This window comes from Rhizobium sp. CB3090 (genome assembly GCF_029714285.1).
GTDB lineage: Bacteria > Pseudomonadota > Alphaproteobacteria > Rhizobiales > Rhizobiaceae > Rhizobium.
In genome coordinates this window covers 1,433,736-1,456,950 of sequence record NZ_CP121663.1, presented here as the reverse complement: position 1 = coordinate 1,456,950, position 23,215 = coordinate 1,433,736, and the positions used below count along the sequence as shown (strand labels likewise).

Annotated in this window: 18 protein-coding genes and 1 pseudogene; 15 read left to right on the top strand and 4 right to left on the bottom strand. The window is 59.6% G+C overall.

Annotated elements, in window-relative coordinates; genetic code table 11:
- Window positions 1-188: 188 nt before the first annotated feature.
- Window positions 189-1,112 carry a response regulator transcription factor gene (locus QA646_RS25505; protein WP_283059516.1) on the bottom strand — a complete coding sequence of 308 codons (924 nt, stop codon included), beginning with the start codon at window positions 1,110-1,112 and terminating at the stop codon, window positions 189-191.
- Window positions 1,105-4,494: an ATP-binding protein gene (locus QA646_RS25500; protein WP_283059515.1), complete on the bottom strand. Its 3,390-nt coding sequence runs from the start codon at window positions 4,492-4,494 to the stop codon at window positions 1,105-1,107. The genes QA646_RS25505 and QA646_RS25500 overlap by 8 nt, the downstream gene beginning before the upstream one ends.
- Before the next feature lie 221 nt (window positions 4,495-4,715).
- Between QA646_RS25500 and urtA the strand changes: the two genes are divergently transcribed.
- From urtA to QA646_RS25470, 6 genes and pseudogenes are all read left to right on the top strand, one after another.
- Window positions 4,716-6,011, top strand: coding sequence for an urea ABC transporter substrate-binding protein (gene urtA, locus QA646_RS25495; protein ID WP_283059514.1), 1,296 nt, complete (start codon window positions 4,716-4,718; stop codon window positions 6,009-6,011).
- Between the two features lie 116 nt (window positions 6,012-6,127).
- On the top strand, window positions 6,128-7,744 hold the full coding sequence (urtB, locus tag QA646_RS25490) for an urea ABC transporter permease subunit UrtB (RefSeq protein WP_283059513.1): 1,617 nt from the start codon (window positions 6,128-6,130) through the stop codon (window positions 7,742-7,744).
- A pseudogene (gene urtC, locus QA646_RS25485) lies at window positions 7,741-8,811 on the top strand (urea ABC transporter permease subunit UrtC); the annotation flags it as partial. The gene urtB and the pseudogene urtC, both read left to right, overlap by 4 nt.
- Before the next feature lie 94 nt (window positions 8,812-8,905).
- Complete coding sequence (gene urtD / locus QA646_RS25480; protein WP_283059511.1) at window positions 8,906-9,661, top strand: urea ABC transporter ATP-binding protein UrtD; 756 nt, start codon at window positions 8,906-8,908, stop codon at window positions 9,659-9,661.
- A 46-nt stretch (window positions 9,662-9,707) separates the two neighbouring features.
- Window positions 9,708-10,403: an urea ABC transporter ATP-binding subunit UrtE gene (urtE, locus tag QA646_RS25475; RefSeq protein WP_283059510.1), complete on the top strand. Its 696-nt coding sequence runs from the start codon at window positions 9,708-9,710 to the stop codon at window positions 10,401-10,403.
- Window positions 10,404-10,813: 410 nt separating this feature from the next.
- Complete coding sequence (locus tag QA646_RS25470) at window positions 10,814-11,314, top strand: cytochrome b (RefSeq protein WP_283059509.1); 501 nt, start codon at window positions 10,814-10,816, stop codon at window positions 11,312-11,314.
- Window positions 11,315-11,757: 443 nt separating this feature from the next.
- Here QA646_RS25470 and QA646_RS25465 read toward each other — a convergent pair whose 3' ends face one another.
- Window positions 11,758-12,660: a twin-arginine translocation signal domain-containing protein gene (locus QA646_RS25465; RefSeq protein ID WP_283059508.1), complete on the bottom strand. Its 903-nt coding sequence runs from the start codon at window positions 12,658-12,660 to the stop codon at window positions 11,758-11,760.
- A 23-nt stretch (window positions 12,661-12,683) separates the two neighbouring features.
- A complete protein-coding gene (locus tag QA646_RS25460; protein WP_283059507.1) occupies window positions 12,684-13,322 on the bottom strand; it encodes a DsbA family protein in 639 nt (212 codons plus the stop codon).
- 101 nt (window positions 13,323-13,423) lie between these two features.
- Between QA646_RS25460 and QA646_RS25455 the strand changes: the two genes are divergently transcribed.
- The 9 genes from QA646_RS25455 to QA646_RS25415 all read left to right on the top strand — a co-directional run bounded on the left by QA646_RS25455 (window position 13,424) and on the right by QA646_RS25415 (window position 23,215).
- Complete coding sequence (locus QA646_RS25455; RefSeq protein ID WP_283059506.1) at window positions 13,424-14,338, top strand: LysR family transcriptional regulator; 915 nt, start codon at window positions 13,424-13,426, stop codon at window positions 14,336-14,338.
- Window positions 14,339-14,458: 120 nt separating this feature from the next.
- On the top strand, window positions 14,459-15,022 hold the full coding sequence (gene hpaR, locus QA646_RS25450; protein WP_283060561.1) for a homoprotocatechuate degradation operon regulator HpaR: 564 nt from the start codon (window positions 14,459-14,461) through the stop codon (window positions 15,020-15,022).
- Between the two features lie 100 nt (window positions 15,023-15,122).
- A complete protein-coding gene (locus QA646_RS25445) occupies window positions 15,123-16,109 on the top strand; it encodes a helix-turn-helix domain-containing protein (protein ID WP_283059505.1) in 987 nt (328 codons plus the stop codon).
- Between the two features lie 102 nt (window positions 16,110-16,211).
- Window positions 16,212-17,618 (top strand): aldehyde dehydrogenase family protein, encoded by a 1,407-nt coding sequence (locus QA646_RS25440; RefSeq protein ID WP_283059504.1) that lies wholly within the window; start codon window positions 16,212-16,214, stop codon window positions 17,616-17,618.
- A gap of 3 nt (window positions 17,619-17,621) precedes the next feature.
- On the top strand, window positions 17,622-19,217 hold the full coding sequence (locus tag QA646_RS25435) for a GMC family oxidoreductase N-terminal domain-containing protein (protein ID WP_283059503.1): 1,596 nt from the start codon (window positions 17,622-17,624) through the stop codon (window positions 19,215-19,217).
- A 60-nt stretch (window positions 19,218-19,277) separates the two neighbouring features.
- Window positions 19,278-20,531 (top strand): ABC transporter substrate-binding protein, encoded by a 1,254-nt coding sequence (locus QA646_RS25430; protein WP_283059502.1) that lies wholly within the window; start codon window positions 19,278-19,280, stop codon window positions 20,529-20,531.
- 82 nt (window positions 20,532-20,613) lie between these two features.
- Entirely contained in the window at window positions 20,614-21,480 is an 867-nt protein-coding gene (locus QA646_RS25425; protein WP_283059501.1) for a branched-chain amino acid ABC transporter permease, read from the top strand.
- Window positions 21,477-22,514, top strand: coding sequence for a branched-chain amino acid ABC transporter permease (locus QA646_RS25420; RefSeq protein WP_283059500.1), 1,038 nt, complete (start codon window positions 21,477-21,479; stop codon window positions 22,512-22,514). Before QA646_RS25425 ends, QA646_RS25420 begins: the two co-directional genes overlap by 4 nt.
- Window positions 22,511-23,215 (top strand): ATP-binding cassette domain-containing protein, encoded by a 705-nt coding sequence (locus tag QA646_RS25415; RefSeq protein WP_283059499.1) that lies wholly within the window; start codon window positions 22,511-22,513, stop codon window positions 23,213-23,215. Before QA646_RS25420 ends, QA646_RS25415 begins: the two co-directional genes overlap by 4 nt.

The window sequence follows — 23,215 nt, the reverse complement described above, 5'->3', positions numbered from 1 at the left end:
AACGTTGAGTCTTTAATGTGTGATGTTCGTGGAACAATTATGGTTTTTTGGCAACAAAATGGATGCTCTGTGTCTGAAGGCTAATTTTCGCAAAAGATTTCAGTGAGTCGCAGATAGAATTGTTGGCGGATTCAGACGCGTCTCGGCGGTCTGAATATCTGATTTGCTTTTATCCGATCCACTGCAACTCATATCTCGTGCAGCACATGCGCCGCTTTCACCGCCGCCGAAGCGCGGTTTTCGACGCCAAGCTTCACGTAGATCTGTTCGAGATGCTTGTTCACGGTGCGGGCCGAGAGGCCGAGGATTTCGCCGATGTCGCGGTTGGCCTTGCCCTTGGCGATCCAGAGCAGTACTTCGGATTCGCGCTGGGTGAGTGAAAAATGCTGGCGCAAGATTTCGTCGTCGCTGCGCTTGTTCGACGCCGTTAGCCGAAAAAGGTGTTCGTCGGGACCGATCGTGCCGAGAAAGGCGAGCTGCAGTGCCGCCTGGCCATCCTGAGTGATCGTTAGCTGGTTGCCTTTTGCGGCGGCGGATTTCTCGCGCGCTTGCATGAAGGCGGCGATGTGCTTGACGACGATGTCGAGGCCGTCGTCGCTGCCTGTCGCGGCATTCACGAGGCGGGTCGCCTGTGGGGTCGACCACTGGATACTGCCGTTTCCCTTGACGGCAAGCAGGTGGCGACCGGCGGCATCCAGCGCGACGCGGGCGCTCTGGGCCGAACGGGCATTGCGCAGATGGACGCGGATACGCGCCCGCAGTTCATCGACATTGATGGGCTTGTTGAGATAATCGACGCCGCCGGATTCCAGCGCGTGGACCACATGTTCGGTCTCGGTCAGCCCCGTCATGAAGATGACAGGCACCTGGCTCACGGCTGCATTGGCCTTGATGCGGCGGCAGGTCTCGAAGCCGTCCATCGAGGGCATGACGGCGTCGAGCAGAATGAGGTCGGGTGTGATGCGCTCGACGATGTTCAGCGCTGCCTGGCCCGACGTGGCGATCAGAACCGAGAAGCCGGATTGTTCCAGCGCATCGGTCAGAAATCCCAGTGCATCCGGCGAGTCATCCACGAGAAGAACGATATCGCGGGGAAGGGCGGGCTCAGCCAATCGGTTCTACCTTTTCGTCGTCGAACTTGTTTAGGAAATCCAGGAAGCCGTCGAGATCGAAGGTCTGGACATAAGGGCGCAGCGCATTGGTAAAAGGCTGATTTTCCTCAAGCTTGGCGAGATCCGCAAGCTTGGCCTCTATGCCCCTGACATAGCCGATTTCGCCCAGGCGTATCAACTCCTGCACATGCGTCCAGCCCGGAGTTTTCAAAGGGAGCGCCGGTTTTGGCGGCGAAACGGGTTGGGCGTCGGCATAGGTCCACTTCAGGCCGAGATGGAGGGCGAGCTTGTCGCGGATCTGCCGGATGTCGACGGGCTTGGCGATGGCGTCGTTGTGGCTGTCGTCGCTTCCTTGCGCAGCCGCAGTGTCGCCGATATTGGCCGAGAGCATGAGGATGGGAGCCGTCTGGCCGTTTTCGCGCAGGCGCGACACTAGCTGCCAGCCACTCATGCCGGGCATCGAGATATCAACCAGGAAGAGATCGGGCTTGATGCCTTCGATGAGCGTCAGGCAATCCGGGCCGCTGACCGCCGTCAGGACGACGAAATCGAGCGGGGTCAGCACTTCGCGCATCAGCTCGCGATGGTCCTCGTTGTCGTCGACCACGACGATTGTGCGGCGCGGCCCGTCATAACCGGATATCTTCTGTTCCTGAGCGGGTGGCTTCGTCTGGCGCTGAACTGCGGAAAGCATAAGGCGTACGCGGAAGGTCGATCCCTTGTCCTTTTCACTGGCGACGGAGATCTCGCCGCCGAGTGTGTTGGCCAGGAGCCGGGTAATGGTCAGCCCGAGCCCGAGGCCGGGCATCGGCCTGACACTGTCGGCCTCGCCGCGCTGGAAGGGCTCGTAGATTCGGCCGAGATCTCTTTCCGCGATCCCGCGGCCAGTATCGGCAACCGTGAAGGTTGCGACCTGGCTGCGATAGGCGATATCGAAAGTGATCCTGCCCTGATCGGTGAATTTGATGGCATTCGACAGAAGGTTCACCAGGATCTGACGCAGCCGCTTTTCGTCGGTACGGACGAAGTCGGGCAGGCCGGCGGCACGCGTTTCCACGAATTCGAGACCCTTTGCCAGCGCCTGCGGGCGGAACATATCGACGATCTGGTCGAGGAAATCATGGATGTTGATCTCGTTCGAATAGACCTGCAGGCGGCCAGCCTCGATCTTGGAAATATCGAGCAGGCCATCGATCAGGCCCGACAGATGTTCGGCACTACGGCGAATGACTTTGATGGAGGATTGTCTCGGCGTCGGGATCGTCTCGTCGCGCTCGAGGATCTGCGCGTATCCCAGGACGGCATTGAGCGGCGTACGCAGTTCATGGCTCAGGCCGACGACATAGCGGCTCTTGGCGCGGTTGGCTGCCTCGGCGGCTTCCTTGGCACTCTGAAGGGCGGCGTCCGTCTTCTTGTGCGCAGCGATTTCCTTCAAGAGCAACGTATTCTGGCGTGAGGATTCCTCCTCCGCGACCACTCGGCTGTCATGAGCGAGAACGTAGAACCAGCAGACGACGCCCGAAATGACGGCGAAGACGAAGAAGACGATCAGGATAGTGCGGTCGACGACCTCCGCCGTTTCCGGCGAAGCGGAACCCACCTGATGGGCAATCATCGCAAGGATAGCGCCAACGGCAGTCAGCGCCAGTACGACGGCGATGCCGTAGCGGCCGAGGCGGGTCGCGAGCTTCTGGACGACGGTATCCGGCAGCAATGTCTTTGCGATGGTTCCGACCTGCGCGTTAAAGTGCGCGTTCGGCTTGCACATGTCATGGCAGCGGCTGTCGAGCGAACAGCAAAGTGAACAGATTGGTGCGGCGTAGGCCGGACACCAGGCCATGTCTTCCGGCTCGAAAGGATGTTCGCAGATCGAGCAGGTGATGCCGGTCTGGTTTTTCCAGCTCTGGCGGGGCTTGCGAGCAAGATAGAACTTGCCCCCGGTCGCCCAGGCGATCCCGGGCGAGGCCAGGAAAGCGATGATCAAGGTAACGTAGGGTGCAAGCGAAGCTGCGATGGTGCCGAAGGCGCCGAAATGGGCAATCAGCGAAATCGTGGCCGACAGCGCCATGGCGCCGAGTCCGACCGGATTGATGTCGTAGAGATGGGCGCGCTTGAATTCGATGCCTGGAGGCGCAAGGCCGAGCGGCTTGTTGATGAAGAGATCGGCAGAGATTGTGCAGAGCCAGGCTAGGGCCACGATCGAGAAGATGCCGAGCGTCTCTTCCAATAGGCGATAAATGCCGAGCTCCATTAGGAGAAGCGCGATCGCGACGTTGAAGACGAGCCAGATGACGCGGCCCGGATGGCTGTGCGTCAGCCGCGAGAAGAAATTCGACCATGCGAGCGATCCCGCATAGGCATTCATGACGTTGATCTTCAGTTGCGAGATCATGACGAAAGCGGCCATCAGCAGCAGCGCGGCATTGTGCCAGGGGATCATGTAGCCGAAAGCGGTCAGATACATCTGCGCCGGATCGGCGGCGCGGCCGGCCGGTACGCCTGATGTCAGCGTCAATACCACGAGGAAGGAGCCGGCGAGCAATTTCGGGGCGCCGATGATCACCCAGCCTGGGCCGGCGAGGAAGATCGCCAGCCGATGGCGCCACTTGCGATGGCCCTCCGGCGGCAGGAAGCGGAGGAAGTCGGCCTGCTCGCCGATCTGCGACATCAGGGCGAGGATGACGGCGGAGGCGGCACCGAATTCGACGAGATCGAATGGGGCGACTGTGCCGGCCGGCCCCGAAGCATGATGAATGCCGGCAAAAGCGCGCCAGAGATCGAACTTCTGCCAATCGGAAAAAGCAATGAAAATAAAGGGCAGAACATTCAGCACGATCCAGAAGGGCTGAGTCAGAAGCTGAAACCGGCTGATCAGTCTTACGCCGTGAGTGACGAGGGGAATGACCATGCAGGCGCTGATGATATAGCCGATCCAGAGCGGGATGCCGAGCGTCAGCTCCAATGCGCCGGACATGATCGAGGCTTCGATCGCAAACAGCATGAAGGTGAAGCTGGCATAGATCAGCGAGGTGATGGTCGAGCCGATATAGCCGAAGCTCGCGCCGCGCGTCAGGAGGTCGATGTCGACGCCGTGGCGGATGGCGTAACGGCTGATCGGCAGGCCGATCGCAAGCATCGCGATCGAGGCGACGAGGATCGCAAAGAAGGCGTTGGTCGTGCCGTAAGAAAGGGTAATCGCGCCCCCGATTGCTTCCAAGGCCAGGAAAGAGATGGCGCCGATCGCCGTCTGCGAAATGCGCTGCGAGGAAAATTGCCGGGCGCTCTTGGCGGTGAAGCGCAAGGCATAGTCTTCCAGCGTCTGGTTCGCCACCCAGCGATTATATTCGCGTCTGACTGGTATGATGCGTTGCCGCGCTGCCATGCCTGTCCCTTGGCTTCCAGGATCACGTGTCGTCGTCTTCAGTCGTAACACGGAACGAACCGGGCCTTAAAGCCAGCGAAGCGTGCTGCACTGCACATTTCGCCCCCGCGCCTACGTCATATTGCGTATGTGGAAACGGAAACGCCTGCCGGATAGTCCCCTCAAGCCGCGTTAACCTTCGTTAGCGTCGCTGCACGCAACTAGAAGAGGGGACCTATCAAATGAACTTCAAGTCATATGTCACAGGAGCAGTGCTCGGTGCCGCCATGTCCACGTCGGCCTTGTTCCACGGCGCTGCCTACGCTGCGGACGATACGATCAAGGTCGGCATTCTCCATTCGCTTTCGGGCACCATGGCCATCTCCGAGACGACGCTCAAGGACGCCATGCTCATGCTCATCGACGAGCAGAACAAGAAGGGCGGCCTTCTCGGCAAGAAGCTGGAAGCCGTCGTTGTCGACCCGGCTTCGGACTGGCCGCTGTTTGCGGAAAAGGCACGCGAGCTGATCCAGAAGGACCACGTCGCCGCCGTCTTCGGTTGCTGGACGTCATCTTCGCGCAAGTCGGTCCTTCCCGTGTTCGAAGAGCTGAACTCGCTCCTTTTCTACCCGGTTCAGTATGAAGGCGAAGAGTCTTCGCGCAATATCATCTATACCGGTGCAGCGCCGAACCAACAGGCTATTCCGGCCGTCGACTATCTGATGGAAAAGGAAGGCGTGAAGCGCTTCGTGCTCGAAGGCACCGACTACGTCTATCCGCGCACGACCAACAAGATCCTCGAGGCATACCTGATTTCCAAGGGTATTCCGAAGGAAGACATCATGGTCAACTATACGCCGTTCGGCTTCTCCGACTGGCAGACCGAAGTGTCGAAGATCAAGGATTTCGGTTCTACCGGCAAGAAGACGGCCGTCGTCTCGACGATCAACGGCGACGCCAACGTTCCGTTTTATAAGGAACTCGGCAATAAGGGCATCAAGGCAACCGACATTCCGGTCATCGCCTTTTCGGTCGGCGAAGAAGAACTTGCCGGTCTCGATACCAAGCCCCTGGTCGGCCATCTCGCCGCTTGGAACTACTTCGAATCCGTCGAAACGCCTGCCAACAAGGCCTTTATCAAGGAATGGCACGCCTATACCAAGAACGACAAGCGCGTGACGAACGACCCGATGGAAGCTGCCTATATCGGCTTCAACGCCTGGGTTAAGGCCGTTCAGGCTGCCGGCACGACCGACACCGACAAGGTACTCGACACCATCGTCGGCACGACAGTTCCGAACCTCTCCGGCGGCTATGCGACCGTGATGCCGAACCACCACATCACAAAGCCGGTACTGATCGGTGAAATCCAGGCCAACGGCCAGTTCGACATCGTCCAGCAGACGCCTGCCGTCGTCGGCGATGAATGGTCCGACTACCTGCCGGACTCCAAGGACCTGATCTCCGATTGGCGCAAGCCGATGTCCTGCGGCAACTTCAATGTCGTTACGGGCAAGTGCGGCGGCAAGGGCATGTAATGCCAGCCTGATCATCCGATCCCAAAATCAGTTCCGTCCGGACGCCGTTCCGGGCGGAAGCCCACCCTTTCGGAGGTTTGCCGCGAGGGTCCCTGACAACCGAGGCTAGAGGGCCGATGTTTCGCGCCATCAAGATTTTCCTGCTGATGTTTTGCCTGGTGATGCCGGCCCTGGCGACCGCGGTGAAAGCCGACGACAATATTCACACGCTGGTCAATGCGCTCGGCATCGGCGACTTCCCCGAAAGAGAAGTGGCGATCAAGGCGCTTGTCGCCTCCAAGGATCCCCATGTCGGCAAGATCCTGCAGCAGCTCAGCGATGGCCTGCTCTATGTGAGCCAGGATGGCGGGCCTGTGCTTCTCCAAGGCGGCACTGACGATACGCCCACCTATTCCGATCCAATCACCGGCGAGGCTGCGGCGGATATCGATCCCGACGGCATGACGAAGGTCAGGATCAACAATGCCCTTCGCGGCGTCATCAGCGCTTCCCTCAGCCAACTGACGCTTCTGAGCCCGGACCGATCCGCACGGCTTGCCGCAGCCGAGGACATGCTGAAGGATGCCGATCCTGCCAATCTCGAGCTCGTAAATTCCGCGCTTGCCGCCGAAAAGGACGGCGAGGTCAAAAAGGCGATGGAAGCCGCCCGCGCCGTCATACTTCTGAAGAGCGACGCCAGCACCGAGGATAAGAAGGCTGCCATCGACACGATCGCGGCCCGTGGCGATCGCGATTCTCTGGCAATCCTGACCGCTGCCATGCAGACCGCGCCCGAGCATCTGAAGCGTGCCATCCAGGCCGATATCGACAGCATCAATCGCACGCTCAGCCTGTGGGATGTGGCGCAAAATATCTGGTACGGCTTGTCCCTCAGTTCGGTGCTGATGCTCACGGCCATCGGGCTTTCCATCACCTTCGGCGTCATGGGCGTCGTCAATATGGCGCATGGCGAAATGGTGATGCTGGGCGCCTACACGACCTATGTGGTGCAGGAGGCGATCAGCTCATTCACCCCTGAACTCAGCGATTACTCCCTGGCTCTCGCAGTTCCCGCCGCCTTCCTCTTCACCGGCTTCGTCGGCTTCGTGATCGAGCGTCTGGTGATCCAGTTCCTCTACAAGCGGCCGTTGGAAACGCTGCTGGCGACCTGGGGAATCTCCCTGATCCTGCAGCAGGCCGTTCGCTCGATCTTTGGGCCAACCAATCGCGAAGTGCGCAATCCAACCTGGATGTCCGGCTCGTTTGGACTTGGCGGTCTCGATATCACCTTGAACCGGCTGTGGATCATCGTCTTTTCGCTGGTGGTCTTTTTTGCGCTGCTGCTACTCCTGAAGCGCTCGCCCTTCGGTCTGCAGATGCGCGCTGTCACACAGAACCGCCGCATGGCCTCTTCGATGGGTATCAGGACCGCATGGGTGGATGCCTTCACTTTTGCGCTCGGTTCCGGCGTCGCCGGTATCGCCGGCGTAGCGCTCAGCCAGATCGACAACGTCTCGCCCAATCTCGGCCAGGCCTACATCATCGACAGCTTCATGGTCGTCGTCTTCGGTGGGGTCGGCAATCTTTGGGGCACGCTGGTCGGCGCCATGTCGCTCGGAATCCTCAATAAGTTCATCGAGCCCTATGCCGGCGCAGTGCTGGGCAAGATCCTGGTGCTCGTCCTCATCATTCTCTTCATCCAGAAACGGCCACGTGGGCTCTTCGCGCTCAAAGGAAGGGCAGTTGAATCATGATTACAGCCTTTCTGCTCCGGTCTTTCGACCGCAAGGTCATCGTCGCCGTCCTGATCCTCATTGCGCTCGCGGTGCTGATCCCGGCCTCCAATCTCTTGACGGCACCGACGAGTCCCCTGCACATCCCGACCTACGTGATGTCGTTGTTCGGTAAATACCTGACCTATGCGCTGCTGGCGCTGGCGCTGGATCTGGTATGGGGGTTCTGCGGCATCCTCTCGCTCGGTCACGGCGCATTCTTTGCGCTCGGCGGCTATGCGATGGGAATGTATCTGATGCGCCAGATCGGCACCCGCGGCAGCTATGGCGATCCGATCCTGCCCGACTTCATGGTGTTCCTGAACTACAAGGCGCTGCCCTGGTTCTGGTACGGCTTCAACCAATTCTGGTTCGCGGCGATCATGGTCGTGCTGGTGCCGGGCCTTCTCGCCTTCGTCTTCGGCTGGTTCGCCTTCCGCTCCCGCGTCAACGGCGTCTATCTTTCGATCATCACCCAGGCGATGACCTACGCCTTGCTCCTCGCCTTCTTCCGCAACGACATGGGCTTCGGCGGCAATAACGGCCTGACCGACTTTAAGGATATCCTGGGCTTCAATATCCAGGCGGACGGGACGCGAGCCGTTCTCTTTGCATTAAGCGCCCTGTTCCTGGCGCTTGCGCTGCTGATCTCCTCCGGCATCGTCCGATCGAAATTCGGCAAGGTGCTGGTCGGTGTGCGCGATGCTGAAAGCCGCACGCGCTTCCTCGGATACCGCGTCGAAAACGTGAAACTTTTCACCTTCACCGTCTCGGCGATGATGGCGGGCATTGCCGGCGCTCTTTACGTGCCGCAGGTCGGCATCATCAATCCCGGGGAATTTGCGCCCGCCAACTCGATCGAAGTCGTCATTTGGACGGCGGTCGGCGGCCGCGCCACGCTGATCGGGCCGATCATCGGCGCAATCCTCGTCAATGGCGGCAAAACAATCTTCACCGGTCTGTTTCCGGAATTCTGGCTCTTTGCGCTCGGTGGCCTCTTCGTTGCAGTCACGCTTTTCCTGCCGCGAGGGGTCATCGGCACGATCGCGAAGTACGGCGCCGGCGCACGCCCGGCACGCAACGCTTCGGCGGATTCTGACGAAGACAGCGCGGAGAAGACCATTCAGGCGGCGGAGTGAAACCATGATCCCGGACGGCAAGCCCACAAGCATGCTTTACCTCAACAACGTCTCCGTATCCTTCGATGGGTTCAAGGCGCTGAATTCATTGTCGATCGTCATCGAGCCGGGAGAGCTTCGCGCCATCATCGGCCCGAATGGCGCCGGCAAGACGACGATGATGGATATCATCACCGGCAAGACGCGGCCGGATTCCGGCGAAGTCTTCTTCAACGGTCAGATCGACCTGACGAAGAAGGACGAAGCCGACATCGCCCAGCTCGGGATCGGCCGCAAATTCCAGAAACCGACCGTCTTCGAGAGCCACACCGTCTGGGACAATATCGAGCTTGCGCTGAACCGGTCGCGCGGCGTTTTTTCGACACTGTTCTATCGGCTGTCGAGTGCCGATCGCGACCGCATCTGCGAGATCCTCGAAACGGTCCGGATGCCTCATCGCAAGGATGAGTTGGCGGCGAACCTCTCGCACGGGCAGAAACAATGGCTGGAGATCGGCATGCTGCTCGCCCAGGAGCCGAAGCTGCTCTTGGTCGACGAACCTGTCGCGGGCATGACCGACGCCGAAACGGCCGAGACTGCCATTTTGCTCAAGGAAATCGCCAAGACCCGCTCGGTCGTCGTCGTCGAACATGACATGGGCTTCATCCGCGACCTCGGCGTCAAGGTGACCTGCCTCGCGGAAGGCTCGGTGCTGGCCGAGGGGTCGATCGATTTCGTCAGCAGCGACCCGAAGGTCATCGAGAACTATCTGGGGCGGTGATTGATGGACCGCCGTGGATGGCTTTGGGAAAAGGAAGAGAATTGAGATGCTGACGGTCGAGAACGCAAACCTGCATTACGGTGCCGCCCAGGCCCTTCGCGGCATTTCGCTGAAGGCGGAGATGGGCAAGATCACCTGCGTGCTCGGGCGCAACGGAGTTGGCAAGAGTTCGCTGCTGCGTGCCGTCACCGGCCAGCATCCGCTCTCGGCCGGAACGGTGACGTTCAACGACGTCAAGCTCAATGGCATGGCGCCGTTTGCCCGCGCCAAACATGGCATCGGTTATGTGCCGCAGGGCCGCGAGATATTTCCACTGCTGACAGTGAAGGAGAATCTGGAGACTGGCTTTGCTCCGCTTCCCCGCAAGGATCGCCACATTCCGGACGACATCTTCAGCCTGTTTCCGGTGCTAAACTCGATGCTGTCGCGTCGCGGCGGCGACCTGTCCGGCGGCCAGCAGCAGCAGTTGGCGATCGGCCGGGCGATGGTGACGCGGCCGAAGATCCTGGTTTTGGACGAACCGACCGAAGGCATCCAGCCGTCGATCATCAAGGACATCGGCCGGGCGATCCGTTATCTGCGCGACACCACCGGTATGGCGATCCTGCTGGTCGAGCAGTACCTGGATTTCTGCCGCGAGCTTGCCGACTACGTCTACATCATGGACCGCGGCGAGATCGTTCATGAGGGGCTGGCCGAAACGCTGGACACACCCGAGGCCAGGCGGCACCTGACGGTCTGATCATTGCCGCAGAATTCGCCTGCTGTTGAAAAAACAGCGCAAGCTTTACACAGAGCGGGCGTGGCGGGCAATCGAACCGCTCATTGATCTCAGGTCAAACAAACATCTCTCCCAAACCAGGCTCGGAACTTCTGGCGGGCCGACACGCTCGGAGCAGGGGAGTGTCTCGTGGGTCGGATGATCGAGATAATGATTGAGACGCAAGGAATAGGGCAGCTATCTCAAGCTGTGACGCCGGTCATCCGAACCATTGAGATTATGATGATTGACGAACTGTACCGAACAGAACCCAGACGCATTGTCTTGCCGTGAAGTTTATGGCACCCAAAGGCATTAATTCACGTGAGCGTCAGCTCAGACAAGCATCCTGAGTTCCAACAAATTGTGAAACAGTTGTGCGGGGTCAATCTATGCAACAACCGATACGCTCGAACTACAGCCCACTGCAACGCCTCCTTCACTGGACCATCGCGTTACTGATTTTCTTCAACCTTCTGTTCCCCGACGACATGAACGCCTGGCATCGCATCGTGCGAAATGGTGGGAAACCAACGCCAGATGATATTTCAGCCGCAAACATTCACGCCTATGTTGGAATTGTCATATTAGGACTTGCGCTGGTGCGCTTAGGCATTCGTTTCATGCAAGGCGTGCCGGAGGAGGCTACAAACGAACCCGCGCTGTTTCGGACCGCGGCCCGATTGACCCACGTGGCGCTGTATGTGTGGATCTTCGCAATGCCACTATCCGGCATTGCCGCCTATTACTTTGGTGTCGAGGCTATAGGCTCGATACATGCAGGTATCCTGAAGGCCTTGCTGTGGGCCTTGATAATTGCTCACGTCGCCGGTGCCCTGGTCCACCAGTTTTATTGGAAGACGGACGTGTTGCGGCGAATGACAATCGGCTAGAGACATAAAATCCCGAAGATTTGTAGTCAACGTTTTCGGCAAGTCTTGATTGGATTCCGCGTCGCCCGATCAGCGGCGGCGCAAAGAGCGCGAGTTTCGCCGCAGATATGAGCAGGTCAGCGGAGAGCAAACAGCAGACGCCGCGAACAAGGCTCCAGCGGTGGTATCGTCGCCTGCCTTTGTTCGAGCACTAAGGATATCTCCTACGCAAAAAAGCAGCAGTGGCGCGGGCAGCCCGTCGGTGTGCTTATGCTGCTCATGCAGGTCCTGGGATCAATGAACTTCTCACTCGGCCGCGGCACCGCTTCGACAGCCTGAACTGAACGTCATTCAATATATTCAAGCCGCCCGTTCTGTGGCCGCCTGACCCCCTCGAAATTATCGGCTCTTCGGTTCGGAGGGCCTCATAGGCCCTCCTGATAATTTCGAGATCGGCTCGCCTGTCAGCCCCACTTCATTTCGCCCTTGACGACCTTGGAGCCGATGTCGAGCGCCACGCCCATTCCAAGACCGGGGAAGCGGGCTTCCATGGCGGCCTTTAGCGCGGCTGCGTCGGCGGCCTTGTCAATTTCGGCCTCGAAAGCGAGCAGATATGCCTTGGTGTGCTCGACGCCCGAGATGTCAGTCGCCGCCTCGGCATTCATATGACCCGGAACCACTACCGAGGGCTTGCGGGCGAGAATCTTGTCGAGAGTGGCCACCCAAGCGACGCGCTGCTCCTTCGTCTGGGTGTCGGCTGTCCAAACGTGGACGCCGGAGAAGATCATGACGCCGCCGAAGACGGCGTTCAGCGACGGTACGAAAAGGTAGCGGCGATTGGGGAGACCCGCATCTGCCGCGACGATCTCGACCGTCTCGCCGTCGACCTTGAGGCTGGCATCGTCGAAGGCTTCCGGCATGATGATGTCGGCAAGGGTCTGCGGCCCGTTCTCCTTAAGCTGCGGCCCCCATACGGCAAGCTTCTTGTCGACATTGCCTTTGATGGCGGCAATCGTATCGGAGGCGGCGAGTACTTTGGTTCCGGGGAAAGCTTCGAGGACCGGCTTCAGGCTGAAATAATAATCGGGATCCGACTGGCTGACGTAAATGGCGCTCAGCGTCTTGCCGGTGGCCTTAATGGCTTCTGCCAGCGCGCGACCATCGGGATAGCTGAAGCCGCCGTCGATGAGCAGCGCTTCGTTCGGACCGGAAAGCAGAACCGGAGCGCGGAAAAATCCATTCTGACCCGCGGGGAAATGCTTCCAGGAAAGCTTCGATGCGGCGGCATTGCCGAGACCGGCAGGACCAAAAACTGCGGCAGCGCCGGCGGCGAGGGTGGTTTTCATAACATCTCTCCTTGAATACATGGCTATCTTTGTCCTTCGTGGTGTTATGCGGCCTTTAAATGCGCAATCAGGTTATCGTAGCTGCTGAAGAGGGCACTTGCGTCCAGAAGGCGCTGATGCCTGTTTCTTTCGATCACCAGGGCCGGAACTCCATTCGCACCATGGCGGCGGAATAGGCTCTGTCCCTCCGCGACAAGTTGCCGGCTGGCGTCGAGCAACTCGGTCGATTCCTCGGTTAGGAGGCGGGCAGCTTCGCCAAGTCCTTCGGAAGAGAGCAAATCGGCGAGAACAGCCACGTTAGTGATGTCCAGTCCCGCCACATATCGAGCATGCTGGATAAGGCGCAGCGCATCGAAGCGCTTACGATGATCCGCAAGGCCCGCCGCCGTGATGGCGAGCGTGGCGGCGCCCGAGTCGAACAGAGTACCGGGCCTGTTTAAAACTCTGGAGCGATAGTCCTCGGAAAACGGCTGACCGCTCAAGCGTTCGATGCGCTGGTCGTTCGACCAGGCATAGGCTGCGAACGACGCATCCATCTCGCGTGCGCCGGCTCCCGAGAACAGACCCGTCGGGAGGAGGCGGAGGTCGACGCCTGCCAAGCGCAGACGCTCGATCATTGGGCTTGCGCCATAGCACCAGCCGCATAATGGGTCGAAGAGATAGGTAGCTGACAATTCCTGCATGGCTCGTGTCCTCGGTTTGTAAGGACAGATAATCTCAGCTCTTGCCGCATAGAAAAATATCGATCAATCATACAGACTGTATGAACTGATCAGACAATGACATGAGCGAGCTCCTCAATCTCAACAGGTTGGTATTTTTTACATCCGTCGTGGAGACCGGATCGTTCACCGCCGCCGGCGAGCGGCTTGGTGTCGCCAAGGCCGTGGTCAGCCATCAGGTGGCCCGACTGGAGGAGGAGCTTGGCGTTTCATTGCTGATGCGGACGACGCGGCGGCTGCATGCGACGGAAGAGGGTCGGGTATTCTACGACCGATGCGTGATCATCCTGCGGGAAGCGGAAGCAGCCTATGGAGAAATGTCCCTTCACGCGAGCGAACCCGCCGGCACACTGACGCTGACCGCACCGTTGGACTATGGTGCGGCTGTTGTTGCGCCCGTGGTCGCTGCCTATCGGGAGCGGTTTCCGCAAATGCGCGTCGATCTCATATTCGATGACAGTGTCATCAATCTCGCCAACGGACAATTGGATCTGTCGATCAGGGTTGGTTGGCTGACCGATATGAGCAATAAGGCCCGACGCCTGGGCACATTCCAGCAGTACCTTGTGGCGACACCAAAGCTCGCGGCAAGCTTTCCCAGAGTTATGGAGCCGGCGGACGTTTCGGCGCTGCCCTGGATAGAGAACGCGGTCCTGCGCCAGCCTTTGCGCTGGGTATTTTCTCAAGAAGGCCGTCGATCCGAGATCGTTGAGATGCGCTCCTCGGTGCGGACGGACAAAACATCGTCAGCCTATGCCTGCGTAAAAGCCGGCATGGGTATTTCGGTCTTTCCAGACTATATGGTCGATGACGACATCGCGGCCGGGCGCCTGCAGCGATTGGTTCCCGAGTGGACACTTCCAGCCGGCGGTATTCATGCGGTGCTGCCGATAGCACGTTTCCGTCCTGCCAAGGTGAGGCGGTTTATTGAGATGATGCAGGCTGCCGAACGGCGTCGAGGAGCCGCTCCGAAGTAGGCCGGCGGTCGGGATATTTATGTTTGAGAGTGCTGCTTGGCTGCATGCAAACGTGCAATCCAGACGCCATGCGATCCCAAACTACGATATGAGACCATTGCCTTGCGCGGCATTATTCTCATGTTAATCGAATCACATCCGAATCTAAACCGAGCGTGCAAGATGCAAAAACAAATGTTCAGTGGTTTCAGAGAGCCATCAGAGGTTAGCACATCATCCGCAACGCCCAATCAACCGCCTCGGGAGCACCGCCGTTCTCTGGCTATAGGACTCCTGCGTGCTCGCGAGGCTGTGATGAGCCATTTTCGGCCTATTCTCGCTGCGCATGACGTAACCGAACAGCAGTGGCGGGTCATCCGCGTTCTCTGTGAGGCAGGCAAGCTCGATGCGACCGAGGTGGCAGATAAGGCTTCGATCCTGGCGCCGAGCTTGACGCGGATGATCCGCTCGCTCGAGGAGCGCGGTTTCATCACCAAGCACAAGGACGAAGCCGACGGCAGGCGGGTATTATTGCAGATTACGCCGGCTGGACAGGCGATCGTCGAGGAAGTCATGCCGGAAAGCCTGAAGGTGTATTCCGATATCGATAGCCGCTTTGGGGCGGAGCGGATGGAGCAGCTTCTCGATATGCTCGAAGAGTTGGCATCCCTGAAGCTTGAGGGTGGACCATACGCTGAGGATTGAGTTTCCCGCAGCGAACTAATTAATATGTTAAATATATTGATTGACGATCCAGCCGAACTATAGCAGTCTTCCTTTGTGCTAACGCTGTTGGGAGGCAGAGTTGGATCTCTTGCAGAATCGTAACCTCGTCGATCGAGCCTGGTCGCCGACACCTTACGATCAATGGGTGGATGAGCTTCAAAGCATCTGTGGGAATTTCAACCCGCATACGATGAAGCGCGGCGATAGCGTGGTCGGTACGGCCAGCCGCATCGATGTCTGCGGCATGGAGTTCGCCCATGTTTCCAATGATCTGGATTATGTTCACCGCGATTGGGACGATATTCGTCGGGATGCCAATGAGCACCTGTTCTTGATCCTGCAGCTTGAAGGCGTCTGCGGGGTGGAACATTCCGGGCAACAGAACATCCTCGATGTCGGCGAATGCATTCTGGTGGATTCCACGCGGCCGACCACGTTCTATTTCCGCGGACACTTCTCCAATCATCTGTCGCTGCATCTGCCGCGGCAATTGATGTATTCGGACCGCAAGGTCGATTTCGACGTCGCCCGCAAGCTTGTGGCGAGCGATCCGATGGCGATGATGCTGCGTGCGTTGATTGCCAAGATGATGACGACACCGGAAAGTGATCTAGCTTCTCCGCATCTGCGCCAGTTGATGTTCGATACGACCCGTCAGGCGTTCCTGTCGACCGGCATCCAGACCGCCAGCTTGAATTCACTCCATGATAGCGCCGGCAGACGCATGCAGATGGTCGACATTTTGATCGATAAGCACCTGACCGATACTGATCTCAACGCAAAATGGCTGGCAACACGATTGGGTGTGTCGATCCGCACCCTCCAGCAGGATTTCCAGGGCATGGGGATGACCTGCACGACTGTTATTCGCGACAAGCGGTTGCGTCTCGCGCGCGAAAAGATCGAGCAGTTGAAGGAGCAACGCAACCCGACCACCATTGCGGAAGTCGCTTATTCCGCGGGTTTCAACGACATTTCCTATTTCAATCGCAGCTTCAAGGAACTGTTCGATTGTGCGCCGAGCGAACTGCTTCGCTCCGCCGAGCCGGCACATAAATTGGACTGATGCGCACTCTGCGCTCCAGTCCAAGACGAAGCGCGTTTCTCCCCAAGACGGGTTCTGCTGCAATAGCCATAGTCCTCCCGGAAGTCACGGGAGGAGAATATCGTGAAGCAGTACACTCTGCTTATCGGCGGCGAACCTGTCGCCACGTCCCATCACGCACCGGTCGAAAATCCGTCTGATGGCAGCGTTGTCGGCTATATGCCGCTTGCTGGCGAAACCGACCTCGACCAGGCGGTTGCCGCTGCTGCGAAGGCCTTCAAGAGCTGGTCGCAAACATCGAGCGGAGAGCGCGCCAAGGCTTGCCGCGACATTGCGGAGAAGATCAACGAGCATGCCGAGGAACTCGCCCAGATCCTCACCCGCGAGCAGGGTAAGCCGCTCAACGGTCTCGGTTCGCGCTTCGAGATCGGTGCAGCGCTTGCCTGGACACGCCATACCGCCGAGCTCGATCTACCGGTCGAGATCCTGCAGAACGACAGTGAAGGACGCGTAGAGCTGCATCGTAAGCCGATCGGCGTCGTCGGTTCGATCACGCCCTGGAACTGGCCTGTGATGATTGCTTGCTGGCATATCGTCCCGGCGGTCCGGGCCGGCAACACGGTCGTCATCAAGCCGTCGCCTTTGACGCCGCTCTCGACCATTCGTCTGGTCGAAATCATGAATGCGGTTTTGCCGCCCGGCGTCGTCAATGTCATCACCGGCGAAAACAGCATTGGCGCGGCGCTCTCTGCACATCCCGGCATCGCCAAGATGACCTTCACCGGCTCGACGGAAACCGGCAAGAAGGTCATGGCCTCCGCGGTCGCGACCCTGAAACGGCTGACGCTGGAACTTGGCGGCAATGATGCCGGCATTGTCCTGCCCGATGCCGATCCGAAGGCCATCGTCGAAGGTCTTTTCTGGGGCGCCTTCATCAACAACGGTCAGACCTGTGCGGCGCTGAAGCGCCTCTATGTGCATGACAGCATCTATGAGGAGGTCTGCCGTGGCCTTGCAGATTATGCCGCCAAGATCATCGTCGGTGATGGCCTGGACGAGTCCAGCATCCTGGGGCCGGTGCAAAACGAGATGCAGTTCAACAAGGTACGCGAACTTGTCGATGATGCGCGTACCCATGGCGGCCGTATTCTGGCCGGCGGGGCGCCGATGGAGCGGCCCGGTTATTTCTACCCGATCACGCTTGTTGCCGATGTCGATCATGGCGTTCGCCTGGTGGACGAAGAGCAATTCGGTCCGGCCCTGCCGATCATCCGCTACAGCGACATTGACGAGGTAGTCGCCCGGGCCAATCAGAATCCCGCTGGCCTCGGCGGGTCCGTCTGGTCCTCCGACGCGGAGAAGGCGAAGCGCTATGCCATGCAGCTCGAATGCGGCTCGGTCTGGATCAACAAGCACGGTACGATCCAGCCCAATGCGCCCTTCGGCGGCGTGAAGCAGTCCGGTATCGGCGTCGAGTTCGGCACCGAAGGACTGAAGGAATTCACCACAATCCAGACCGTGTTGAGCTGAGCCATGGCGACCTACGACTACATCATCGTCGGTGGCGGTTCCTCGGGCTGCGTGCTGGCAAACCGGCTTTCGGAAAATCCGGCGCATAACGTGCTGCTGATCGAGTCAGGGCGCCGCGACGCAGATCCTTGGATCCATATTCCCGCGACCTTTTTCAAGGTGCTTGGCAAGGGCATCGACATTCATCCCTATGCCTCGAACCCCGACAAAGGACTGAATGGCCGGCCGAGCATTGTGCCGCAGGGCAATGTTCTCGGTGGCGGCAGCTCCGTGAATGCGATGATCTATGTTCGCGGTCATCGCAACGATTACGATACGTGGTTGCAAATGGGCTGTCAGGGCTGGTCCTATGAGGATGTGCTTCCAGCCTTCCGCTCGCTGGAAAACAATGAGCGGCTGAATGGCCAGTTCCACGGCAGAAAGGGATCACTGAGCGTTTCCGATCCCCGCCACCGTCATCCGTTGAGCGAAGCCTTCGTCAAGGCGGCAACCGAGATCGGCATTCCCCACAATGACGATTTCAACGGTGCCGATCAGGCCGGCGTCGGCTTCTATCAGAGCACCACCTATGGCGGCCGTCGCTGGAGTTCCGCCCAGGCCTTTCTCCGCGAAGCGGAAAAGCGGTCGAACCTGACCGTGCTGACGGAGCGCAGGGTCGCCCGCATTCTGTTCGAAGGGCTGACGGCCATCGGCGTCGAACTGCTCGACGGTACGATATTCAAGGCGTCGCGTGAGATTGCGCTGACGGCCGGCGCGATCGCAACGCCGAAGATCCTGCAACTGTCTGGTATCGGCGAGGGCGCGCATCTCTCCTCGCTCGGTATCAAGGTCGTCGCTGACCTGCCGGGGGTGGGTGCCAACTACCAAGATCATCTGGAAGTGCCGGTCCAGGGCGAGACGCGCGAGCCGATCTCGATCCTTGGCCACGACAAGGGGTTGCGGGCAGTCGGCCATATGCTGCGCTATTTGACGTCGCATCGCGGGCTATTGGCTTCCAACGTCGTCGAATGCGGCGGCTTCGTCGATACCGCCGGCACCGGGCAACCCGATGTCCAGTTCCACGTCCTGCCTGTGTTGATCGGCTTTGTCGATCGCGAACCGGAACCCGGTCATGGGCTCAGTATTGGGCCATGCTATCTGCGGCCGCGCTCCCGTGGCTGGATACGGTTGAAGAGCTCAAATCCGACCGAGCAGACGGATTTCAACGCCAATCTGCTTTCCGATCCGGCCGATATCGAGACCTTGGTGCGCGGTGTCGAAACGGCGATCCGCATCCTCGATGCGCCGGCGCTTGCCAAGCTGGTCAAGCGCCGCGTGCTGCCGAGACCGGGCGTCGAAAAAGATCCCGAGGCCCTGCGCGACTACATCCGCCAATCGGCAAAGACCGTGTTCCATCCGGCCGGGACGGCGCGCATGGGCCGCGCCGACGATCGTATGGCCGTCGTCGGGCCGGACCTGAAGGTACGCGGCATAGAGGGACTGCGCGTCTGCGATGCCTCGGTGATGCCGACGCTGGTGTCTGGCAACACCAACGCCCCGACAATGATGATCGCGGCAAGGGGCGCCGCCTTCATGACAGGAAAGACGATTTCCGGCTGAGCTGGAGTTCATCGAAGCACAGATCCCGTGGGGAGCGGGACCAACAAACTGGAGGAGACAATGCCTATCGATCTAAGAGGGCTGGCAATCGGCCTTTTCCTGACGCTGATTTCGGCGTTCAGCGCACATGCCGCAGCATCCTGCGGCGACAATACCGGCAAGCCGGCGACAGGCGAACCGATCGTCATCGGCGCCATCACAGGCAAGACCGGACCGGACGATTTTTCCAACTCCACCAAGGCGGCAAAGGCCTATTTCGATTGCCTGAACGCCAATGGCGGCATCAACGGGCGGCCGGTGAAATATCTGGTCGAGGACGACCAGTGGAATCCGGAGATCGCAGCGCAATTGGCCGCAAAGCTCGTCAACGACGAGAAGGCGGTGCTGATGGTCGGCAACTCGAGCTTTGTCGAATGCGGCGCCAATGCGGATTTTTATAAGAAGGCCGGCATTTTGGTGCTTGCCGGTGTCGGCGTTCCGCGCGAATGCTACTTTGCGGAAAATTACGCGCCGGCCAATGCCGGCCCCCGTGTCTCCATGCTCGGTGCCATGGGCTACGCGCTCGATAAGCTTAACGCCAAGTCCGTCGTCTGCATCGGCCCGAATATTCCGAATGTCGGTACGTGGTCCTGCGATGGCGTGATGCTTTTGGCCAAGGAAAAGGGATTTGCTGCTCAGACGATCCTAATGGATCCAGGCTCAGCGGACGCCACCTCGATCATTTTGCAGGCAGCGTCAAGCAAACCCGATGTCATTGTTCTTGGTTTGCCGAAGGGTGTGACCGTGCCGCTGCTGACGGCTGCCGAAGAGCAGGGCCTCAACCAGTCGATCACCTTCCTGAGCGCTGCCTCGGCCTATGATCTTTCCGTTCCGTCCACCATTGGCGCGGGATGGGCCGGCAAGTTCTATGTCAACATGGAATTCAACGATCTGAATGCCCAAACCCCGGACAATCAGAACTGGCTCGCCGTGATGGATCAGTACGGCCAGAAGTCCGATCCGCGCGATACTTTCGCCCAAGCTGGCTATCTGGCGGCACGTATCGCCGAGAAGGCGCTGATGACACTGGATCCCGCCAAGATCAACCGCGAGACGGTGTCTGCCGCCGTCCGCCAGATCAAGGACTTCAAGAGCGATATCTTCTGTGCTCCCTGGTATTTCGGCGATGGCCAGCCACGTCACAACGCCAATTCCACGACGCGCATGGCCGTCGCCGAAGGTGGAAAGTGGAAGGTCGTTTCCGATTGCGCGCCGTCGCCGGATCCGGAGCTGAAGGACATCCGCGCCTTCGAAAAGTCCGCCGGCATCAATTGAGCTCTGACACTTGCCCCTGACGTGCGCCCATGTGTTCCGCGGCAGGCAAGCCGCGGAACACGGCGACCCGAGAGGATCGATTATGAATATCCTGCCCTTCATCATATCCGGGCTTGGAATTGGCGCTGTCTACGCGTTGTCCGGCGTCGGCCTTGTTGTCCTGTTTCGAGCGACCGGCGTTCTCAATTTTGCATTCGGTGCCTTCGGCGCAATCGGTGCGCATTGCGCCTGGCAATTGCTGGAGTGGAAGGTGCCGCTCGCTGTCGCCATTCTTGCTGCTGTTGCCGTCTCGACCGCGAGCAGCTTTGCCTACGGTCGGATCTTCGCGCCGATGCTGTCTCATCGCGATACTGTCGTGCGGGCCGTGGGCACCTTGGCGCCCGCGTTGATCCTGATCGGGATCATGGGTGTCATCTGGGGCGAGCTGCCGCGCCGTCTGCAATTGCCGACCGATCAGATGTTCGTGTCTCTTTTCGCTGTCCGTCTGACCTTCACGCGCATCATTGCCATCATCCTCGCCGTCGCCATGGTCGTTGCAATCACGCTGCTCTTGAACCGCACGCGTCTTGGCCTCGATATGCGCGCCCTTGCCAATGATCGCGATCTCAGTGCGGTTCTAGGCGTGCGCATCCTCTATACGGAAACCGCTGCCTGGATCATCACCGGCATTTTTTCGGGCTTTGCCGGCCTGTTGCTTGCCGATCTCGTGCGGCTGCAGGGAACCTTTCTGACCTTGCTGGTCATACCCGCAATCGCCGCTGCGATCCTCGGCCAGTTGCAGTCGCTGTGGCAAACCGCCGCCGCCGGCATTCTGATCGGCATTGCCGAAGCCGCGCTGACGCCGATTGCCTGGATATCGCCCTATCGCGCGGCGTCACCCTTCATCATCGCGCTTGTCGCAGTCACAATTCTGGGAGGCACCGCGAAAGTCGCGTTGAAGGACCGATGACCGTTCAGGAGCAAACAATCGCCCCAAACGCCGAAGGCATATCGACGGTGCGCCTGCCCAAGCAGCTTCTTCATGTGCCCGTGACGATGCTGGTCTTTTCGATCGTCGTCGCCTGCCTTGCCAATTCCTTCTGGCTGTCCGCGGCCACCTCCGCCGTTGCACTTTCGCTGTCGGTTGCGGGGCTTGCCATCCTCTATGGCCAGCTTGGCCTGGTTTCCCTTTGCCAATTTGCGCTTGTCGGTGTCGGCGGCTGGGTGACGCTCCGCATCGGCCATGCCTTTCACCCGCCCCTCGAGGTCAGCCTGCTCGCCGGCGCTGTCGTCGCTTCGGTGGTGGGGCTGGCATTCGGCGTGCCGGCTTTGCGTCTGCGCGGTCTCTATCTCGCACTCGTGACGCTGATGCTCGCCGGCGGCTTCCAGATCGTCATCAGTGCCTGGGGTTTTCCCGACGGCGGTCCCGGCTTCTTGGGGCGGGCTGACGGCTCCGGCCGTGCCATGCTGGCAAGGCCCGCAATGGCCGACGGCGAAATCGCTTATTTCCTTTATGTCTGTGCGGTGGCGGCAATCGGCCTGCTGATCGCGCAGTGGCATAAGCTTGCCCGTCCCGGCCGGGCTTGGGCGCTGATCCGTAAGGGCGAAACCGTTGCGGTTGCAAGCGGCATCAATGTTCTGATCTACAAGGCCTGGGCATTCGCACTGAGCGGCTTTCTCGCCGGTCTCGCGGGCGGCCTGCTTGCGGGCAATGTCGGCCAGCTCGACGGACGCGCCTTCGGCGCTTTCGAAAGCCTCAATCTCTTTGCGCTTGCCATCGTCGGCGGTGTCTTCAACTGGTACGGCGCGCTGATCTCCGGTCTCTTGCTGCGCGCAGTACCGGCTTTGCTGACCGATCTTGGCATAGATGGCTATGTCACGATCGGCATTTTCGGCGTCGCCCTGTTCCATGCCCTGGCGACGGCGCCGACCGGCATCGCCGGCCAGATATCGGCGCTGATCTCCCGGTTGAGCATTGGCTTTTCTCGCGGGGGGACGCGATGATCAAGATCGACAATCTCATCGTTCAATTCGGTGGCGTCCGGCCGATCAATGAGCTCAGCGCCGTGTTGACGGCGCCGGTCGCCGGCCTTATCGGCCCGAACGGTGCAGGCAAGACCACTTTGCTCAATGTGCTCTCCGGTTTTGTGAAACCGATCCAAGGCTCGGTCTCGCTCGGCGAAAGGGCCTTGCTGCCGATGACGCCGCTGCAGCGTGTCCGGGCCGGCTTGCGTCGTTCGTTCCAGACCGAGCAGGTGGTGGAAGACCTGACGGTCGCCGTCAACATCGCCGCGATCGCCGATCATGTCGTCGGCACCGGGCATCGGTCCGGCGCTGTCGATCAGGCTCTTTCTTTCGTCGGTCTCACGGCAGTTGCCGATCGGCTCGGCCAATCCCTCAATCTCTTCCAGCGTCGTCTGGTCGAGCTGGCAAAATGCGTAGTCGGCGAGCCGAAACTCATTCTGCTCGATGAGCCCGCTGCGGGCCTGACCGAAGAGGAGGGCAAGGTCTTTCGCGAACTGGTGCTGCGCATTCCCGCTGAATTCCGCGCGCAGGTGCTGATCATCGACCACGATGTCGATCTCATCCGATCCATGTGCAGCGAAACCATGGTGCTCGACTACGGCAAGCTTCTGGCGCTCGGGGCAACGCATGCGGTTCTCGCCGATCCCAACGTGCGGCGTGCTTATCTGGGGGAGTTCTGA

Bases quoted from the DNA above. Each gene is read 5' to 3' on its own strand.
- urtD (WP_283059511.1), top strand. From the start codon at position 8,906: ATGATCCCGGACGGCAAGCCCACAAGCATGCTTTACCTCAACAACGTC.
- hpaR (WP_283060561.1), top strand. From the start codon at position 14,459: ATGTTAATCGAATCACATCCGAATCTAAACCGAGCGTGCAAGATGCAA.
- QA646_RS25415 (WP_283059499.1), top strand. From the start codon at position 22,511: ATGATCAAGATCGACAATCTCATCGTTCAATTCGGTGGCGTCCGGCCG.
- QA646_RS25425 (WP_283059501.1), top strand. From the start codon at position 20,614: ATGAATATCCTGCCCTTCATCATATCCGGGCTTGGAATTGGCGCTGTC.
- urtB (WP_283059513.1), top strand. From the start codon at position 6,128: ATGTTTCGCGCCATCAAGATTTTCCTGCTGATGTTTTGCCTGGTGATG.
- urtA (WP_283059514.1), top strand. From the start codon at position 4,716: ATGAACTTCAAGTCATATGTCACAGGAGCAGTGCTCGGTGCCGCCATG.
- QA646_RS25460 (WP_283059507.1), bottom strand. From the start codon at position 13,322: ATGCAGGAATTGTCAGCTACCTATCTCTTCGACCCATTATGCGGCTGG.
- QA646_RS25455 (WP_283059506.1), top strand. From the start codon at position 13,424: ATGAGCGAGCTCCTCAATCTCAACAGGTTGGTATTTTTTACATCCGTC.
- QA646_RS25430 (WP_283059502.1), top strand. From the start codon at position 19,278: ATGCCTATCGATCTAAGAGGGCTGGCAATCGGCCTTTTCCTGACGCTG.
- QA646_RS25470 (WP_283059509.1), top strand. From the start codon at position 10,814: ATGCAACAACCGATACGCTCGAACTACAGCCCACTGCAACGCCTCCTT.
- QA646_RS25420 (WP_283059500.1), top strand. From the start codon at position 21,477: ATGACCGTTCAGGAGCAAACAATCGCCCCAAACGCCGAAGGCATATCG.
- QA646_RS25500 (WP_283059515.1), bottom strand. From the start codon at position 4,494: ATGGCAGCGCGGCAACGCATCATACCAGTCAGACGCGAATATAATCGC.
- QA646_RS25465 (WP_283059508.1), bottom strand. From the start codon at position 12,660: ATGTATTCAAGGAGAGATGTTATGAAAACCACCCTCGCCGCCGGCGCT.
- urtE (WP_283059510.1), top strand. From the start codon at position 9,708: ATGCTGACGGTCGAGAACGCAAACCTGCATTACGGTGCCGCCCAGGCC.
- QA646_RS25435 (WP_283059503.1), top strand. From the start codon at position 17,622: ATGGCGACCTACGACTACATCATCGTCGGTGGCGGTTCCTCGGGCTGC.